Here is an 18509-nt window from a genome sequence, read left to right on the forward strand (position 1 = left end):
GGTGGGCCAAGTGCCGGAACGCTTGCGCGGCACCCTAGTTGGGGCTTCGGCCCCCGTCAGCCGTATGGGCCATTGCTCACTCGATGGAATGGCTTTGGTCAGAGGTGGGTGACAGACAGCAAAGATCAGGCCCCGGATTCGAAATCCGGGGCCCGGGTGTGGTGCCGGTGACAGAAGGGCAGGTCAGGCGCCTGCCTGCGCCGCCTTCGCGGCGATGTCGGTGCGGTGCTGGGAGCCGTCCAGACGGATCCGGCCCACCGCCCGGTACGCCCGCTCGCGCGCCTCGGCCAGGTCCTTGCCGGTGGCGGTGACGGACAGCACGCGTCCGCCCGCGCTGACGACGGCGTCACCGTCCTGCTTCGTCCCGGCGTGCAGGACGTACGCGTGCGGGGCGTCCTCGGCGGCCACCTCGTCCAGACCGGTGATCGGGTCGCCGGTGCGGGGGGTGCCGGGGTAGTTGTGCGAGGCGACGACGACGGTGACGGCCGCGTCCTCGCTCCAGCGCAGGGGCGGCAGATCGGCGAGGTTGCCGGTGGCGGCGGCCATCAGGAGGCCGGCCAGCGGGGTCCTCAGCCGGGCCAGCACGACCTGGGTCTCGGGGTCGCCGAAACGGGCGTTGAACTCGATGACCCGGACGCCGCGGCCGGTGATCGCCAGGCCCGCGTAGAGCAGGCCGGAGAAGGGGGTGCCGCGGCGGTGCAGTTCGTCCACCGTCGGCTGCAGGACCGTCTGCAGCACCTCGTCGACCAGCTTCGGATCGGCCCACGGCAGCGGCGAGTAGGCGCCCATGCCGCCGGTGTTCGGACCCTCGTCACCGTCCAGGGCGCGCTTGAAGTCCTGGGCGGGCTGGAGCGGTACGACCGTCTCGCCGTCGGTGATCGCGAAGAGGGACACCTCGGGGCCGTCGAGGAACTCCTCGACGACCACGCGTTCACAGGCGGCGGCGTGCGCCTTGGCCGCGTCCAGGTCGTCGGTGACGACGACACCCTTGCCGGCGGCGAGACCGTCGTCCTTGACGACGTAGGGGGCACCGAAGGCGTCCAGGGCCTCGGCGACCTCCTCGGCCTTCGTGCACACGTAGGAGCGGGCGGTCGGCACCCCGGCCGTCGCCATGACGTCCTTGGCGAAGGCCTTGGAGCCCTCCAGCTGCGCCGCCTCCTTGGACGGGCCGAACACCGGGATGCCCGCCGCGCGCACGGCGTCGGCCACACCGGCGACCAGCGGGGCCTCCGGGCCGACGACGACCAGGTCGGCACCGAGGCCGACGGCCAGCTCGGCGACCGCCTTGCCGTCGAGCGCGTCGACCGGGTGCAGCTCGGCCACCTCGGCGATGCCGGCGTTGCCGGGGGCGCAGTGCAGCGCGGTGACGTCGGGGTCGAGGGACAGGGAGTGGCACAGGGCGTGTTCGCGGGCGCCGCTGCCGATGACGAGGACCTTCACGGGGTCAGCCTAATGGCAAGGTCGCCGAAGACCGGGGCCCGGGTTTGTTGGACTTTCCTCCAAAGGCCCCGCGCTGCTCCGGCCTATTCGTTGGAGAACTCCTCCACCACCGTCGCCCCCAGCTCCTTGACGATCAGTTCGTGGCCGGAGAGGGCCGACTCGTCGAGGTCCGGGTCGTCGTCCTCGGGGATGTCGTCCTCGAGGGAGACGGGCGGCGGCTCGGGGGCGGCCATGGGCCGCGGGGCGGAGGTGGGTGCGGCAGGAGCGGCCGCACGGCCGGACTGCGCGGGTGCGGCCGGCTGTGAGGCCGCCTGGGAAGCCGCGGGGCGGGGAGCGGCGGAGGCGCCGTAACCACCGCCTCCGGCGGACGTGCCGCCGTAACCGCCGCCTCCGCCGCCGCCGAAGCCACCGGTGGCCGGAGGTACGGACCCGCCGCCGGACGGATCGACGACCGCCTCGATCTTCCACTGCACGTGGAACTGCTCGGCCAGCGCCGCCCGCAGCACGTCCTCGCTGCCACTGCCGGCGAAGTTGTCCCGGGCACCGGCGTTGACGAAGCCGAGCTGGAGGGTGGTGCCGTCGAAGCCGGTCACCTGGGCGTTCTGGCTGAGCAGGATCCAGGTGAAGCGGCGGCGGTTCTTGACGGCCTCCAGGATGTTCGGCCAGAGCGCACGCGGGTCCAGGCCGCCGACGGGCGCGGCTGCCGCCGGACCCGGTACGGGTGCCGCCGGAGCCGCGGGGGCCGTCTGCGCGGGGCCGCCCGCCTGGTGCTGCGGCGCAGCGGGCGCCCGGCCGGGGGCCTGGCCCTGCTGGCCGCCCTGCTGACCGCCCGCCGGTGCCGCGGCCGTGGGCCAGCCACCGGGGCGCCGGCCGCTTCCGGCGGCAGCGGCAGTGGGCCAGGACCCGGGAGCGGCGGCGGGCGGGGTGGAGGCACCGGAAGGGGCCGGGGAAGCGGGTGCACCAGGGGCGTGGGACGGCGGCACCGGGGCCTGGTCGGCGGGGGCCGTCGAGGCGGCAGGGGTGGGCGCTGCCGGAGCTGGGGCGGGTGCTGTGGGGGCAGGGGTGGGTGTTGTTGGGGCTGTGGGGGCCGCGGGAGCAGGGGCGGCTGTGGGGGCAGGGGCGGCCGGAGCCGGGCCGCCGGGGCCGGGACCGGGGCCGCCAACGCCCGGACCAGCGACACCAGGATCACCGGGACCACCGGGACCACTAGCACCACCGGGACCACTAGGACCAGGACCGGCAGAGCCAGCGACGCCAGGGCGGCCTACGCCGGGACCACCCGCACCCGGACCCCCGGCTCCCGGACCGTTGACTCCCGGACCCCCGGCTCCCGGGCCGTTGGCCGCGCGTACGGCCGCGCGGGCCGCGGCGGGGCCGCCACCGGGCGGCACGGGAGCGCCCGCGGGCGCTCCCGGAGCACCGCCGGGCGATGCCAGGGCGCCGACGGCATGGGCCTCGGGTCCGGGGACGTACCCCATGGCGGGCGCACCGGCGCCGCCCGAGAAGTGGACGCCGCGTTCGAGACGGTCGAGGCGGGCCATCACGGACCGCTCGTCGCCGTAGGCGGCGGGGAGCAGCACGCGCGCGCAGATCAGTTCCAGCTGGAGCCGGGGCGAGGTGGCACCGCGCATCTCCGTCAGGCCCGCGTTGACGAGGTCGGCGGCGCGGCTCAGCTCGGCGGTGCCGAAGGTGGAGGCCTGGGCCTGCATCCGCTCCAGGACGTCGGCCGGGGCGTCGAGGAGCCCCTTCTCCACGGCGTCCGGCACGGCGGCCAGGATCACCAGGTCCCGTAGCCGCTCCAGCAGGTCGGCGACGAAGCGCCGCGGGTCGTTGCCGCCCTCGATGACACGGTCCACGACCTCGAAGGCGGCGGCCCCGTCACCGGTGGCGAAGGCCTCGACGACGGAGTCGAGGAGAGAGCCGTCGGTGTAGCCGAGGAGGGAGGTGGCCATGGCATAGGTCACACCCTCTTCCGCGGCGCCGGCGAGGAGCTGGTCCATGACGGACATGGAGTCACGCACGGAACCGGCGCCGGCGCGCACGACCAGGGGCAGCACGCCCTCCTCGACCGGGATGTCCTCCTTCTGGCACACCTCGGCGAGGTACTCCCGCAGGGTGCCGGGCGGGACCAGCCGGAAGGGGTAGTGATGGGTCCGGGACCGGATGGTGCCGATGACCTTCTCGGGCTCGGTGGTGGCGAAGATGAACTTCAGATGCTCCGGGGGCTCCTCGACGACCTTCAGCAGCGCGTTGAAGCCGGCCGACGTGACCATGTGGGCCTCGTCGATGATGTAGATCTTGTACCGGCTGCTCGCGGGGCCGAAGAAGGCCTTCTCCCGCAGCTCACGGGCGTCGTCCACGCCACCGTGGGACGCGGCGTCGATCTCGATGACGTCGATCGAACCGGGCCCGTTCCTGGCCAGGTCCTGGCACGACTGGCACTCCCCGCAGGGCGTCGGCGTGGGACCTTGCTCACAGTTCAGACAGCGAGCGAGGATCCGCGCGCTGGTCGTCTTGCCGCAGCCGCGCGGACCGCTGAACAGGTACGCGTGATTGACCCGGTTGTTCCGCAGCGCCTGCTGCAGCGGGTCGGTGACATGCTCCTGCCCGATGACCTCGGCAAAGGTCTCCGGGCGATAGCGGCGGTACAGCGCGAGAGACGACACGCATACGAGGTTATAGGCGCCCACCGACAACCGGCCCCGGCCGCGGACACCCCGGCAAACGCAAGGGCCCCCCACGCACCCGCCAGAGCCGACCTACCCTTGCTGCCTTCCGGCCCTGGGGGAGTTCAGTCAGATAGCGCCGCGTGAGGGGCTGCGCCCACAGTACCCGATCGCGGCCCGCGGGCTGTAACGGATGCGGACCTGCCGGAACGGGTTCGCGAGCACTCCCCTCGGTCATGTAATGTTTCCGGCGGAGGATTCGCCTAGAGGCCTAGGGCGCACGCTTGGAAAGCGTGTTGGGGGCAACCCCTCACGAGTTCGAATCTCGTATCCTCCGCCAGTGCCTCACCGGGCACGATGTCGAAGGGCCCCACCTCAGGGTGGGGCCCTTCGACGTTGTCCTCAGACCTCGTTGTCCTGGTTTTTATCCACAGCGGGTTTCTCGGGGCGTCCCCAGATGGCTTCGGCGATCTTCCGAGCCACGTCCTTGAGCATGGCGTCCGGCACATGCAGGTACCGCGCCCGCATCCGCGCGGAGGTGCCCGGCTCCCAACCCATGATCTGATCGATCACGCGGTCAGGGGCCCCGAGCAGCATGAGCACGGTGGCGGCGGTGTGCCGGGCATCGTGAAGGCGGGCGTCCCGCACGCCGGCGTCTTCGAGCAGCCGCTTCCAGTCGTGGTAGTCCGTGTTCGGGCTCAGCGGCCCACCGAGTGGCTTGGTGAACACGTAGTCCGACTCGACCCACAGGTTGCCGGCGGCCTTGCGCTCGCGTTCCTGCACCTCGGCGTGCTGTCGGAGCATGGCGACCAGCGGGCCCGGGAGTGGCACCGCACGGCGGCCCGCCCGGGACTTCGTGTTCTTGGTCTCCCGCCGGACCTGCACCCGGTTCGGGCAGTACCCGGCCGCTGCCCGACTGCAGGGCGAGGCTTCCGGGCACCCGTGCCGGTACTTCGGACGCAGCCGGTTCCGGCGCAGCTTGAGGTACTCGTTGTCCAGGTCGACATCAGACCACCGGATTCCGAGCGTCTCGCCCTGCCGCAGGCCGAGCGCGAGCATCCACCGGGCACTGTTCCGGCGCTTGTTGACCTCGATCAGCAGACGCTGAACCTCTTCGAGGGAGTAGGGCTCAACCTCCGCTTCCTCTTCCTCGACCCGGGGCGGCTTGGCGAGCGCGGCGGCGTTCTTGGCCGCATGGCCGCGCCGCACGGCTTCACCGAGGGCGGTGCCGATGGTGCGGTGAGCCTGGTGAGCCGTGGCGGGGCTTGCTCCCGTTCTTCTGCATCCGGCGGTACAGGCTTTCCAGGTGCTCGGGCTCCAACCGGTCGATGCGGTGCTTGCCGACGCCGGGGACCAGGTGGACGCGCACCGCCACCTCGTAGCCCGCGTACGTGTTCTCGCTCACGACCGGCTTGGCGATGTTCTCGACCCAGTGCCACAGCCACTTCTCGACCGTCCACGGCTTGCCGGGCTGTCGTGCCGAACCCTCGTCGCGCTGCTTCTCCAGCCGCCGGACTTCCTCGACCAGGTCCTTGCGCGTGGGTCGCGTCAGGTGGCGGCGGTACGGTGTCCCGTCGTCCTTGTAGCCCATCGGGACCCGGGCGTGCCAACGGCCGTCCTTGCCGAAGTAGATCGCCGATTCACCGTTGGCCCGGCGGGTGCGCTTCTTCTCTTCTGCCACAGGCAGGCTCCTGTTTCGTGCTGTCGGGATGGAGCCGGGGCGGCGGGCTGTCCTTGTCCGGGAGTGCCACCGCCTCGGGTGTGGTCAAGCGGCTCGCTGTGCCGCACGTCGGCGAGCGACGTACGCGGCTGGCGCGTCGGCGGGACACGGCGGAGACGGCCGACGGGGATGGACTCCAGCTCTCCGGAGCGGATGAGCTGGTAGCACGTGGTCCGCCCGATGCGGAGTCGGCGGGCGGCCTCTTCGACCGTGAGGAGAAGAGAACTAACCGGCCGCACACCAACGGCGGCCCACTCGACGGGTACACGAAGCCGGGCCTCCCCGAGAGGAGGCCCGGCTTCAATGCGTTGGACGGGCCCTCAGCCGGCTGGAGCGCGCAGGAGCCGGTCGCGTGTACTTTCGGGCAGCATCCGGCGCAGGACCGGTGCGCTGGAACTGAGGGAGTCGGCGAATGCGGCGACGAGGTCGTGCGGCACTCTGCTGCTGTACGAAGCCGCCCACAGGTAGCCCGCGCCGAGCAACGGCTCGGCCCACGCCTGCCACCAAGCCAAGGCCGCCTCGTCAGCCGCGGCCACCAGCGCCAGTGGATCGCCGTCCTGGATGAGGGGCGGCACCTCGCCGAGGCGGACGTGGGAGGCGAACGTCGGATCCACCGCTCCCGTGCCGGGGTGGTCGACGTCACGCAGCCACCCGTGCGCCGCAACAGCGTCGAGGACCAGCTCGGGGCCACCGCACGGCAGGGCGGGCTGATCGCGGGCGTCGAGCGCGGCAAGGAAGCCGGCGAGGATCTCCCCTGGCACCTCGGGGATGAAGTAGGCCGACCACTGGGCGAGCGGGCTGCTCGGGTCCGTGCGAGCGGACACTTGCCAGGCGATCGGCAGGTTCCCCAGGTGGAACGGCTCGTCCGGCAGGACCCACTGCGCCCACCGCAGGGAGTCGGGGCTGAAGTGCAGGACGGTGCTACGCAGGACCTGACGGTCCTCCGGCGCCTCATCAGGCTCCTGGCGCCCGCGGACGATCGTCAGGCTCGTCCAGCCCAAGTCGGCGAGTGTGTCAGCGACGGCGTCGTAGAGGCGGCCGTCGTCACCGGCCAGGTGCCGGGGGCCGACCCAGTACGCGGACGGGACACCAGCCGGAGCAGGTGGATCGATCGGGAGATCGGGATGCAGGTACGCCTCCAAGGGGTTGGGGGCTGGGGCTTGATGCCGCCAGCGGTGCGTAAAACTGGATGGATGTGCCGGGCCGGCTTCGCGGCGGCCTCGGGTGGCAGATGGCCGGGCTAACCCGTCTCGCCCTCACCAGCCAGACGACGGGCTCCTCCAGCGGCGGCGACTCGTGCCGCTGCGTGTCACACGCGCTGGGAGGTCTCCAGCACGCGAGCGACCGCGGCGGCAACAACGTCCGCCGGCGTCTCGGTGTCGAAGGACATCTGGTAGCCGCGCACCTTGGCCGTACCGGTGACGGCGATCTTCCCCCCCTCGCCGTCGGTACCAGGACGGCCGGACGGAAACCATCCGAGATAGAAGGATCCATCCTTCGAGTTGACGTGCACGTCCGCGCGGTCGTCGACGACCAGGACGAAGTCGTCGGCGGAGAACTGATCCATCACGAGCGTGGCCTGGCCCGGGCCGAGCAACCACTCACGCAGCCGCAGGGCCTCGACGGTGGTGGAGAATCCGGGACCCTGGGGTGCCGCAGTCACAGGCAATCACCCCTCTGACCTGGTGTTTTACGAGAAGGTCGTCAAGGTTCACATGCCCTTGAGGCGCTTACCAGCTATTCGTGGATCTTTACTGTCTGCCCCCGGCGAACTGCGGCACTCTCGGACGACGCGGCAGGGCATTCCGAGCAGCAAGCACCCGACACCCGCCCCCTTCTAGGGTGACGTGCGGCACGGCGGCGTCTTCGGCATGCCCGTGCCCGAGACGACGTTGGCCTGGGCTCCGCTCGGACCGGAGTCCTGGTAGCCGGCTCCTTCCGGACCGCTCCGCAGGCCGTCACGTCGTCACGGATCGAGCTGAGAGCGATGGGCCTCCAGTCACCGTCATCCTGCAGACAGAGATCCCTTTCCGTTCCAGGTCGCGCTGGTGATTCAGATGCTTACGGACTGCTCGGGCGCGACCGGCGTCGTCACGCCGACGCGCACAGCACCCGTGGCCGACGGGGCGACCTGAGCCACGCTCCCGTCACTGGCGTTACGGGCGATGAGAGCAGGAGCGCCGGTCGCCGCCGGGACATGACGCACTGACCAGCCCGCCGCCTCGAAGTAGGTCTGCACGCGCGCCATCGCCTGAGCCATTTCTTCTTCTGTGAGCGGCAGGGTCGACCAGGTGTGGTGGACAAAGGCGCTCTCGGATTGTTGGTAGGCGCTGACTCCGTCTCCCTCCTGGGCTGGAGCGTGTCGTACGTGGAGTGCGTCGTAGATCCGGCTGGAGTGGGCGAGAGCCAGCTGCGCGGCGTGCTCGTCGACCTGCGTGCGGTGGAGGGCTGTGGAGTCGGTCGTGAACTGATCATTGGCGCTGCTCGAGAAGCATGGTGAGGTCACACCGATGGAGGCGAGCCCTTCGCCCGTGGCTCGGTTCACCACACCGGTGATGGCGTCCATCCAGAAGTCATCGGGTTCGGTGCGCATGTTCACGTGGGGGAATGGTTTGGACCAGTCCGCGTCCGACGACTGAAACTTGTAGCCCAGTTTCACCCAGGCGTCTCTTGCCTGCCGCACCAGCGACTTGGCCTCGCTGCTCGGCACTCCCGTCAGCTTGTACGCGAGACGGACCTGCAAACGATCATCAGGACCGCCGTCGTCCCGGGCGATACAGGCTCCCACCGGTGCGGGGCCGATACGCTCGAGTTTCGGTTTCGGTGACATGCCGTCCACCGCCTGGTGAATGATTTCCTCTGCGCGCTTGGTTGCCTGCTGCTCGTTCATCGCGACATGCTTCGGCGTTGCGGCGCCGTCTCCTTTCCCACCTTCGTGTGCCCCGCACGCTGTAACAGCAACCAATGCGGTCAGCAGTGTCCCGATCGACATCAGTTTTCGCGGCTTCACGGGGTTCCTCCGGTTACGATCTCCGCCATATTGTCCAGGGAATCGCCCTCCCAGTACTGGGAGTGAGCGGGCATGCCTTCCAAATGCCAGCCGGGAAGGTGTCCGTTGCCGACCTTGAAGGTGTGCCCACCGTACTCATCGGATGTCGGGTCGGTCCCGTACATGGCCGAGTGGTCGTCGAAGAGGCGCCTGTATGCGTTCGGGTTCAGGGGGCCCAGCATTCCTGCCTGCGGCGGGACCATATTCACCAGGTCGTTCTGAGCGGTTGCCGCCCAGACGTGGTCTGCGGGAATGTTCAGGTCCTTGGCGTGGTTGACACCAGTCCCCGGGCTTCCAACCAGGATCGCGTTGTCCACCGGCAGGTCCGGGTGGTCGCGCATGGTCTCGCCGGCCACTAGGGAACCGTAGCTGTGGCCCAGGAGAGTCGAGTTCGCATGCCCTCCGTGATGGGAGGTTTCAAGGCCGGTCAAAAAGTTACTCAACGACTCTCGGGCGTTATCGGCCCAACTGGTGTTGTAAGTCGCATCAGGTACGAGGCTCTGCGGGGCATCGTAGCCAAGCCAAAGGATCGATGCAGTCGAATGCGTAAAGTCCGTTCGCGCCGCTTTTCCCTGAAGCGCTTCGGCCCTTGAAATGAGGCCGTCGACACCACTCAGATTCGCCGTAGTTCCCGGCACGTACGTCACCACATTATCGGCAGTGTCCGGATTTCCAATGGATACAACCGCATGCCCGATGTTCTTGTTGTCGAATCCTAGCAGGTAAGGCCGAGTCCCCTCGTCCCCGGTGAAGTTGTCATAGCGTTTCTGAATCGCGTCCATTCCGTCGATCCGACCCTGCAATTCCTCGCGCTTCGCTTCCCATTTCTGCCAGGCAGCTTCGCTTTCAGGGGTCGTGACAGGGACATCCACCTCTCCGCCCGTGTTGGGATTGAGCTGGTGAATGGTCTGATAGCGGGCCGGCTCCTTGGCCATCCAGGCGTCCAGTTCGACCTGGGCGGCGCCTCGGGTCTCAGCCAGCACGGTTCGGTTCGCCTCATCACGCACGGTGGCAGGAAGGCCGTCCATCCACCCGATCGAGTCAGGGTGGACGGCCACGTAGTCAGCCCGCTGCTGGTCGGTAAGGCTCTTCCACCACTGCGCGTTTTCCTTGGAAGTGCCGTGCTTGGGCGGTTCCTTGATCGAATGCAGGTAGTCCTCGGCCCCCTGGAGTACGCCGGCGGTGTCCTGCTTGACGTCGACCCAGTCCCGGTCGGAGACGGTCAGGTCATCGTCGGCCTTCAGCGCCCGCAGCTTCGGCGCCCACTTCTCGTCGGCCGCCGTAGCCTCTTTGAGGGCGTCGGCGATGCGGTCGGCGTACTCCTGGGCGTACCGGGCGTTGGGGTTGAATCTGGCTGCTTGGCGGCCGATCGCATCTGCGGCCGGGTCCCCGATCAGGGCGGTCATGGTGCCGCCTTCCGGGACTTTACCGTCGGTCTTATCGCCGGCCGGCGGGTAGCTAACCGAGCCGTCGGAGTTCACGGTGAAATTCTTGGCATGCGCGTCCTCGACCGCAGCATCCAGCTTCCTCTTGGCCGCCTCCATGTCGTACGCGAACCCGTCAAGCGCCGTGCTGATGAGGCCGCATTCGACCTGCGTGTAATGGAAGTTCTTCGCCAACTCCTGTAACTGGCCATCAGCCGCGGTCGCGGCCTCCCCCTCGTTGGCCGACTTCATGGCAACGAGTATCTGCAGGTCGATGCGGTCCTTGGCTGCGCTGGCCATGTCGCTCACCGCCCGGAACCCGTTCGCCGCATCCGAGTACTCGGACGGCTTCAGTGCCTTCAGCGTCGTGTAGTCCATGAGATCCGATCACCGGCCCTTTGCCTGACCGCCGACCGCCGACGTGTCCTTGTACTCCGTCTTCAGCTTCGCGATCTCGGCGCTGATGGCATCGTCCGTCCTGAGCTGATCGTTGCCCACCTTCTCCAGCAGATCGGACAGCTTCCCGCAGCGCCCGCTCACATTTCGGATATAGCTTTCCCAGGACGTGTGGACCTCGTGCTGGGCGGCGGCGGTCAGGCACTCGGCGTCCTTGCCGAGGCCCTTCTGAGCGTCCTCCAGTTTCGCCAGCGCCTTGCTGATGGTGACCCGTAGGCCGCCGACGTCGGCACCTGCCTTGGACCACGCGGCCTTGTCGGACCTGAGTTTGCCAGTCACGCCGCCTCCCCCGCCCACGGGCTCAGCCAAGTGGTCGATCTGCATCCGACCGGTGCTCCGCTCTGCCGCGGCGGCCTTGAGCTGCTCCCACTCGTCCCACGCCATGCGTGGCCCCTCCCGTGTCTCGTCGTACGTCGCAGAGATGCTGTGAACACGCGACCGCAAGGCTGCGGTGGTCGAAAAGCACAGTCGTAACGCTGCCTCGAGTGACCCATCCGTATCGGCCATCAGCCCGTCTGAGTACGCGTACTCAGACGGCACCCGGTCATCGATCGGACGGGGGGAAGCTGTTCGGCGGCACCGGGGGGGTGTGCAGCGGGGGCGTGCCCCCTGGGGCGCCGTAGTGCGAGTGGCCGGGCGTTGGGAGTGGTGCTGTGGTTGTCCGACGTCGGCGAGCGATGGCGGCAACCGTGATCGCGGCTCCGAGGAGTACGACAGCTCCGACGCCCAACGCAATCCAGATGGTGTCGGCATCGGATGCGGAGGATGCCGCGGCTGAGTTGCCATTACTTGCCGGCGTAGCGGCGCCTCCGGTCTGGGAGGCTTTCGGAGATGTCGGATTCGGCGCCGCACCCTTGGGGTCCGGGAGCGGATACACGTTGGCGGGGCCCGGGTCGCCGGGGTTTTGGAGGGCGATTCGCGGACGGACGATGCCGTAGCCGATGGAGTCGTTGCGCTTGGCGCCGTCCGTGGGGGCGCCAATGGTGTTGAGCATGACGCGGAGGACCTGGTTGTTGGTCCAATCAGGGTGCTTGGACCAGATCAGGGCGGCGCTGGCGGAGGCGAGGGCGGTGGCGTCGCTGGTGCCGTCGGTCTTGCAGAAGCCCGTCGTGCTGGTGCAGGCGGCGACCATCCCAGCCCCCGGAGCGGACATGTCTACCTGAGGACCGTACTCGGACCACGGGGTACGCCGAAGGTCCTTGCCCACCGCGGCCACGCCGACGACACCGGGCGTCGCCGCAGGGTATTGGACCGGATTGCCTTTGTCGCCGCTGTTGCCGACGCCGGCGAAGACCAATGCTCCTTTGCCCAAGGCGTACTTGACTGCTGCGGTTACGCCGGGTGAGCCCTCCTCCGCTCCCATCGAGATGTTGATGACCTGTGCACCCGCGTCCGCCGCGTAACGAATCGCCTTCGGGAGCACCTGGTTGAACTGCTCTATGGACGCCGCCTCGTTGGCCGACGTTGTGGACTTCGGCATACGTACCGGGAGGATCTTGGCCCCCGGTGCGAGCCCGAAGGCGCCGTTTCCGCCGTCAGCGGCTCCGGTCCCGGCGATGAGACCCGCCATGCCCGTTCCGTGACCGTCGTAGTCGGAGTGCTCGTCTCCTGGCTGGCCCTCGGCGAAGTCCTTTCCGCGCAGGACGCGCCCCTTCAGGTCAGCGTTGTCCGCGTCCACTCCTGTGTCGATCACAGCGACCGTGATGCCCTTGCCGGTGCTTGTGCGCCACATCTGCTCCGCCTTCATGGCGTCAAGGAACCACTGCTGCGCACGCATCCCCTCGGCATGCGCCGGCTGCCCCACGGCACCTACCAGCAGCAGGCCCAGCACAGCCGATGCTGCGGCCCTGCAGCGACCGAGTCGGGTCCTCTTGAAGAGCATGGCGTTCCTTCGCTGTTCGCGGGCGATCACTCAGAGGTCGGACGAGCCGAACGGCGGTCGTCCTTCCGAGTCCGCTGCTCCTTGGCCTGGCGACCGCCCAAGGCGGCCGCGGTGCTGCGCAGTCGGTAGGAAGGTGCTGAAGATGCCTGGCACGGAGTCGCACTGGCCGGGCTGTTACCTGACCGCTTGGACGTGGGCGCACCGCCCCCTCGCACAGGAGCTCCCGAGTTCAGGGACCCGCTGGCCTCTTCCACCGCTGACGGGCGACCCGTGCGAGACGACGCCTGCGTGCTGCCACCGACAACCCCTCTGATCGGAGATGCGGGGCGACCACTAGGAATCCCGGCCGAGCGGCCAACTGGCCGGGGTGCAGGGCCACCACTGCCTGTCGTAGGACGCCCCACTGGCCCGCGGACAGCCGCAGTCGGACCCTCCGCGCCCACCACCGTTCCCCGGGGGATGGCCCCCGTCGACCGACCGGTAGGAGGCACGGTCGGACGGCCCCCGACAATGCCGTTGCCGCCACCGCTCGGCACTCGTCCAGGATTTGGCGACGGAACTTCCTCGCCTGGTGCCAAGGGCGTCCGTCCGGAAATCGCCGCCCGCCCCGGCCCTTCCGGGCCGGCTGACATTCCTCCTCGCTGCAGCGGACCAGTGACGTCTCTACCCGGCGTCACCGAGCCGGTGACCGGCCTGGCCGGCCCCACCGGCCGCGCAGGCGTTCCGGTGCTGCTTCCGAACGCAGGAGGGATGATCGGAGGCTGCGCTGGAGCCGGGGCGTCGGCCCGACCGGCGTCAGGGAGACCACTAACCGGGCCCACCGGCGTGTGCGGCGCATGAGGCAACGTGCCCACGGAGTCGATGCCCATCCGGGAAGGCGGCTCGGCCTCCGTCAACCGAGGATGCTGCGACAAGCTCGCGTGATCGGGTGAAGCCACCGACCGCGATACCGAGCCGGAGGTCGAGTGTGGTGCCAGTCCCTGGTCGGCTGCATGCGAGGACACGCCACTCTCCGTAGGAACATGAGACACGCTGCTTCTCGCCGGGCCGACGACGCTGCTGTCCCGGTCCAATGCACGGGATCCCGACGGCGGCACGATCGCTTTCGGCGGCGGCGGAAGCTTCGGCCGCTCCAGCCTGTTCATCTGCGTGGCCGACCACTCATAGGTCTGCCCCAGCTTCCGCATCTGCGCAGCCGCCTCGAGGCGGAGCTTCTCCTTGTGCGCCGCCAGTGCGGCCAGCTCACTCCTGGACTTGGCGCTGACCGCCGCCGCGTCCGGGTCGTTGTGCGCGGTCTTCGCAGCGTCCAGGTTCGCCTGCGCGCCCGTGGTGTCGCGCGGAATGGATGTCTGCGCCTGCGCGATCGCCCCGGAAGCCTCCCTCAGCCACTTCCCAGCGCCTTCGCTGAAGTCACCAAGTCGCAGGGTGGCGTTGGCCAGGTCGGCGGACCAAGTGCGGAACGCATGGGCGCCCTCGCCCTTCCATTCCACCCACTGGGGGCGGACCTTTAGCTCCTCGGCGATCTTACGGATCTCCTCGGCTGCCGCGGTGAGCCGGTCCCCGGCGGCTTGCACCATGCCGACGTCGGCCTGGTCGAGCCACGCCAGCATCTGCTCGTGGCTCATGTCCTCGAAGGACGTGCCGCCGGATTCCTTGCGAGGCATCAGAACTCCCCCCTCCCCATCCGTTCCACCAGGTCCATCAGATCGACCCGCCCGCGTCGCCGCGCGCTGGCACCGGCGTCGACGACTGCCCCGTCTGCGTTCCGTTCCCGTCGCCGTGGCCCTTGCCGGGCCCCTCAGGGTCGTAGCTGCCGCCGTAGTACTTCGTCGTCTCCACGCTGATCGCCGCCATGCGGTTGCGGACGTCCAGGTCCACGTTCTGGTAGCCCTTGTGCGAGGCCATGACCGCGATGTTCATGCCCTCCATGGAGTCCGACAGCAACTTCGACAGCGTCTCCAGCTCGGTGATCACCGTCTCGTACGCGCTGAACAGCCCGGCCGCCTCTACCCATGCGCCCGCCCCACCGCCGAACTGATGGCGTGCGAGCTGCTCCTGCCCGATCTTGCCCGGACCTGCCTGCGACCCCTTCAGGTCGTGGATCAGGGCGTCGACGCGCTTCTGGAAGGTGGTGAAGGACGACAGCTCCGTGGCCACATCTGCAACGGCGTCACGTGCCACATCGAACAGACCGGACACCCACGACGAGGTGCCTGACGCCGACCCGCCATCGCTCGGCAACACAACGCCCTCCCCGCTCCGTCGGAACAACCGAACGCCCGGACTCGCACCAGCAACTCTAGCTACCAGCAGTGACAGCCCACAGTCGCCCTGTAGCGGGGAGCGACCGAGAACAAGCCCTCCGTGCGGGGATGCTCCGCCTGCAGCCAGAGAGGCCGGCGACTCGCCAGGCATGTCACCACCCAACACTCAGGCGTGATGGAGCGCATGAGCACTTGTACTCAGATGCGGGCGCTCGGCCGTTCTAATGGCCGATACCCGACAGTGGGTGGCGCAGAGGTGACCTTGACCCGGTCCGTTACGACTGGTCCGCTTAACTGCGATGTGGCGTCGAGATCAGCGCGATCCGGGGGTGTGTACGTGATCTGGGTCCACGTGTATGTGCCGTACCAGCCAGCTCGCTGCTCACTTCGCACCGCAGCACGAAGCGTGCCCAGGTCAGGAGCCTCGCGGGATCGGGATACGCCGCCGCCGAGACGCCTGTCGCACGGCAGCACAGCGGAGCCTGGGGCATGAGGATGCGGCGCGGTGCGGCGCTCGCCGTCGTAGCCGGTGGCGGCGCGGTCACCACGATACTCGTGGGCCTGGTGACGAACGCGGTATCGGCGCAGTCTCACTGGCCGTCCTGGCTGGGCTGGCTACAGAAGCATCCCTGGCTGTCGTTCGTCATGCTGGGAGTGGTCGCGGCCGCGCTGACGGCGGTCCTGGCCGTGCTGGACGATCGCCAGCCCTCGGGGCAGGAGCCTGAGCCTGTGCTCCGACCGGACGACGGCGCCGGGCCGCCCGGCGCCGCCCTGGTGCTGCGGTCGCTGCCTCGCGACACCTCGGCGTTCACCGACCGGTCCGCCGAGCTCGAGTCGCTGGTCCGGTCGGTCCGTGCTGCGCAGGAGACCGGCGAAGGTCTCCCGGTCCACGTGATCGACGGGATGCCGGGTGTCGGGAAGACCGCCTTCGCCGTGCACGCGGGGCACGTCCTCTCGGAGCGGTTCCCGGACGGACAGCTCTTCGTGAACCTCAACGGGCACACCCCCGGACGCAGCCCCGTGCAAGCCACCGAGGCCCTGGCCTCCCTCCTCGCCGCCGCTGGCGTGCCGACGCAGCAGATCCCCGTCGGTGACGACGTCGGAGCGGTCACGGAGGCCCGGGCGGCCATGTGGCGCAGTCGACTCGCTGGGAAGAAGGCGCTGCTCATTCTCGACAACGCGGGCAGTTACCGGCAGCTGGAGCCACTGCTCCCAGGCGGTAGCGAATGCCTGGTGCTCGTCACATCTCGCAAGCGGCTGGCCGCACAGGAGGAAGTGGTGCTGCCGGTGGAGGCACTGCCACCGGATCACGCGGTGGATCTGTTCGTACGACTCAGCGGCCGGCCGGCCGATGCACTCGACCGGGACGTGCTCGGGGAACTGGTGCGGCTGTGCGGGTACCTGCCGCTCGGGGTGTCGCTGCTCGCCGCCCGGCTGCGGCATCACCCCTCGTGGAGCGCCGCGGATCTACGCGCGAGGCTCGTTGCAGCGCGGGACCGGCTGGGCGAACTGCGGGCCGGGGAGCGTGCGGTCGCCGCGACGTTCGACCTGTCCTATCAGGACCTCGCAGCGGAGCTGCAGCGCTTCTTCCGGGCCCTCGGTCACTACCCCGGTACGGATCTCGACGCGTACGTCGGGGCAGCGCTCGCCGCGCTCACGGTGGCGGACGTCCGCCACCAGCTCGACGCGCTCTACGACGCCCACCTGATCGACGAGCATCCTGGAAGCCGCTACCGGCTTCACGACCTCCTACGCGATTACGCCCGCGGTCTCGCTGACGAAGGAGACAGCATGGACCACGTACAGGCCGTTCGGCGTGTGGGCACCTACTATCTGGCAGCGCTCGCCGCCGCCAACGAACACATCGTCCGAAGCGGTGCGGCGGCCCGGCACCCGCCAGACGACGCAGAACAGGCGGAGACGCCGCCCTTGGAATCGCGTTCGGCAGCACTGAGCTGGCTGGAAGCCGAGCGGCCCAACATCCTGGCCTGCATCCGACGGGCGAACGCCCTCGCTCTGTACGACCTGGTGATCCGTCTGGCGGCGGCCATGGCGCCCTTCCTCCGCCAGGCCGGCCCCTGGGACCAGGCCGTCGGGCTGCACCGGACCGCAGCCGAGGCCGCCCGCCAGACCGGCGACCAGCAGGCACTGGCCGGCGCGCTGACCGAGCTCGGCGTCATACGGCGCTTCATGGCCGCCTACCCCGAGGCGACCGAGGCCCTCAACGAGGCCGTGACGCACTACGACGCGGTCGACGACCGGCGCGGCAAGGCGGACGCCCTGAACCAGGCCGGCATCGTCTGGTACCTCACTGCGGACAACGACGCCTCCGCCCTCGCGCAGACCGAGGCCCTCGCCCTCTACCGCGAGGTCGATGACCGGCTCGGACAGGCCAACGCGCTCGCCGACCTCGGCATGGTGCGCCGCCAGACCAGCGACTTCTGCGCGGCCGTCGAGGCCCAGTCCGAGGCCCTGTCGTTCTACCGTGGGCTCGGCGACCGGTACGGTGAGGCCAACTCCCTCCGGGATCTGGGCGTCGTGCACTGCCTTATGGGCGAGTACGAGCAAGCGGCGCAATGGCACCGCGAGGCGCTCGGCATCTACGAAGAACTCGACGACCGGGTCCACCAGGCGTACGCCCTCAATGAGCTGGGCGTCGTACGGCGGCTCACCGGAGATCTCGACGGCGCGCGCGAATCCCACACCCGGGCCCTGGAGTACTTCACCGAACTCGGCGAACGCTTCGGGCGCACGAACTGCATCCGCCATCTCGGCGTACTGGACCGTCTGACCGGAGACGCAACGACGGCGATCCGTGAGCTCGAAGAAGCCCTGGAGGCGTACCGCGACCTCGGCAGCCGCGGTGGCGAGGCCGCCTCGCTCGGCGAGCTGGGGGCCGCTCGCGCCGCTGTCGGTGACCGAGATGGTGCTGTCGAGGCTTTCGAGCAGAGCCTCGGCATCCTCCGCGAACTCGGCGATCGCTGTGGTGAGGCGGAGGTCCTGAACCACTGGGGAACGCTGCTTCGTACGTCCGACGACCTGGGCGCGGCGTGCCGCCGCTTCGAACAGGCACTGGCGTTGGCCCAGGCCATCCGTTGTCCGTTGGAAGAGGCACGGGCGCTGGAGGGAGCAGGCCGCTGCGACTCGATGATCGACGGCCCCGAACGTGCCGAGCGGCCGCTGCGCGAAGCCCTGTCCATCTATCGGCAGTTGGGCGTGAGTGCGTCGGCTGACGACATCGAGCGTTTCCTGGTGTCGCAGGTCGGATGAGCCAAGCCCGTGGCCGGTTTCCCTGTGTTGTGGTGAGCGGCCGGACTGCTACGTTGCCAGCCGTTCTGTCGCCTTCAACCACCGCCGTCGCACCGCGCCCGTCCCGTCTTGGGCACGTCCTCCACGAGGAGCGTTGAATGCCGTCACGTACGTCCCTTTCCACGTCGCACGCCATGGCCCCCACCGGTCAGCGGCCCGTCCGAGGCAACGTAGTCCTGGACCGCGTCGCCGCCCGAGTACAACAGCGCCGGGTGGCCGAACAGGCAGCGACGAACCGCGTCGGCGACGGCGCCCACGCCGCCTCGCTCGTCTGGCCCTGGCCGTTCTGAACACCTGCC

11 protein-coding genes, 1 tRNA gene, 1 other RNA gene and 2 pseudogenes are annotated in these 18509 nt (G+C 69.3%); 3 read left to right on the top strand and 12 right to left on the bottom strand.

Annotated elements, in window-relative coordinates; genetic code table 11:
• Positions 1 to 183 precede the first annotated feature (183 nt).
• From purD to ffs, 3 genes are all read right to left on the bottom strand, one after another.
• On the bottom strand, positions 184 to 1440 hold the full coding sequence (purD, locus tag ABZ624_RS08975) for a phosphoribosylamine--glycine ligase (RefSeq protein ID WP_360084170.1): 1257 nt from the start codon (positions 1438 to 1440) through the stop codon (positions 184 to 186).
• An 83-nt stretch (positions 1441 to 1523) separates the two neighbouring features.
• Entirely contained in the window at positions 1524 to 4106 is a 2583-nt protein-coding gene (locus ABZ624_RS08980) for a DNA polymerase III subunit gamma and tau (RefSeq protein WP_360084172.1), read from the bottom strand.
• Positions 4107 to 4165: 59 nt separating this feature from the next.
• Positions 4166 to 4262: signal recognition particle sRNA small type (ffs, locus tag ABZ624_RS08985), an RNA gene on the bottom strand.
• Between the two features lie 96 nt (positions 4263 to 4358).
• Between ffs and ABZ624_RS08990 the strand changes: the two genes are divergently transcribed.
• Positions 4359 to 4446, top strand: a tRNA-Ser gene (locus ABZ624_RS08990).
• Between the two features lie 62 nt (positions 4447 to 4508).
• Here the strand turns inward: ABZ624_RS08990 and ABZ624_RS08995 are convergent.
• The 9 genes and pseudogenes from ABZ624_RS08995 to ABZ624_RS09035 form a co-directional block, all read right to left on the bottom strand.
• A pseudogene (locus tag ABZ624_RS08995) lies at positions 4509 to 5787 on the bottom strand (site-specific integrase).
• 84 nt (positions 5788 to 5871) lie between these two features.
• Positions 5872 to 6065, bottom strand: a pseudogene (locus tag ABZ624_RS09000) (excisionase family DNA-binding protein).
• Between the two features lie 81 nt (positions 6066 to 6146).
• Entirely contained in the window at positions 6147 to 6968 is an 822-nt protein-coding gene (locus tag ABZ624_RS09005; RefSeq protein WP_360084174.1) for a DUF317 domain-containing protein, read from the bottom strand.
• Positions 6969 to 7135: 167 nt separating this feature from the next.
• A complete protein-coding gene (locus tag ABZ624_RS09010; protein ID WP_360084176.1) occupies positions 7136 to 7489 on the bottom strand; it encodes a DUF317 domain-containing protein in 354 nt (117 codons plus the stop codon).
• Positions 7490 to 7879: 390 nt separating this feature from the next.
• Positions 7880 to 8716 carry a hypothetical protein gene (locus tag ABZ624_RS09015; protein WP_360084178.1) on the bottom strand — a complete coding sequence of 279 codons (837 nt, stop codon included), beginning with the start codon at positions 8714 to 8716 and terminating at the stop codon, positions 7880 to 7882.
• Between the two features lie 116 nt (positions 8717 to 8832).
• Positions 8833 to 10677: an alpha/beta hydrolase gene (locus ABZ624_RS09020; RefSeq protein ID WP_360084180.1), complete on the bottom strand. Its 1845-nt coding sequence runs from the start codon at positions 10675 to 10677 to the stop codon at positions 8833 to 8835.
• 9 nt (positions 10678 to 10686) lie between these two features.
• On the bottom strand, positions 10687 to 11139 hold the full coding sequence (locus ABZ624_RS09025; RefSeq protein WP_360084182.1) for a hypothetical protein: 453 nt from the start codon (positions 11137 to 11139) through the stop codon (positions 10687 to 10689).
• A gap of 160 nt (positions 11140 to 11299) precedes the next feature.
• A complete protein-coding gene (gene mycP, locus ABZ624_RS09030) occupies positions 11300 to 12586 on the bottom strand; it encodes a type VII secretion-associated serine protease mycosin (RefSeq protein WP_360084184.1) in 1287 nt (428 codons plus the stop codon).
• A gap of 1752 nt (positions 12587 to 14338) precedes the next feature.
• Positions 14339 to 14794 carry a hypothetical protein gene (locus ABZ624_RS09035; RefSeq protein ID WP_360084186.1) on the bottom strand — a complete coding sequence of 152 codons (456 nt, stop codon included), beginning with the start codon at positions 14792 to 14794 and terminating at the stop codon, positions 14339 to 14341.
• Positions 14795 to 15390: 596 nt separating this feature from the next.
• On the opposite strand from ABZ624_RS09035, the gene haaT reads away from it, so the two are divergent.
• Positions 15391 to 18171, top strand: coding sequence for a cyclophane-containing RiPP biosynthesis TPR protein HaaT (haaT, locus tag ABZ624_RS09040; protein WP_360084188.1), 2781 nt, complete (start codon positions 15391 to 15393; stop codon positions 18169 to 18171).
• A gap of 137 nt (positions 18172 to 18308) precedes the next feature.
• Positions 18309 to 18500 carry a HaaA family cyclophane-containing RiPP peptide gene (gene haaA / locus ABZ624_RS09045; protein ID WP_360084190.1) on the top strand — a complete coding sequence of 64 codons (192 nt, stop codon included), beginning with the start codon at positions 18309 to 18311 and terminating at the stop codon, positions 18498 to 18500.
• Positions 18501 to 18509 lie beyond the last annotated feature (9 nt).

It is taken from the genome of Streptomyces sp. NPDC007205 (genome assembly GCF_040634095.1).
Taxonomy (GTDB): Bacteria; Actinomycetota; Actinomycetes; order Streptomycetales; family Streptomycetaceae; genus Streptomyces.

Coding starts and splice junctions, on each gene's coding strand:
- ABZ624_RS09020 (WP_360084180.1), bottom strand. CDS start 10,677: ATGGACTACACGACGCTGAAGGCACTGAAGCCGTCCGAGTACTCGGAT.
- ABZ624_RS09015 (WP_360084178.1), bottom strand. CDS start 8,716: ATGAACGAGCAGCAGGCAACCAAGCGCGCAGAGGAAATCATTCACCAG.
- haaT (WP_360084188.1), top strand. CDS start 15,391: ATGAGGATGCGGCGCGGTGCGGCGCTCGCCGTCGTAGCCGGTGGCGGC.
- haaA (WP_360084190.1), top strand. CDS start 18,309: ATGCCGTCACGTACGTCCCTTTCCACGTCGCACGCCATGGCCCCCACC.
- ABZ624_RS09025 (WP_360084182.1), bottom strand. CDS start 11,139: ATGGCGTGGGACGAGTGGGAGCAGCTCAAGGCCGCCGCGGCAGAGCGG.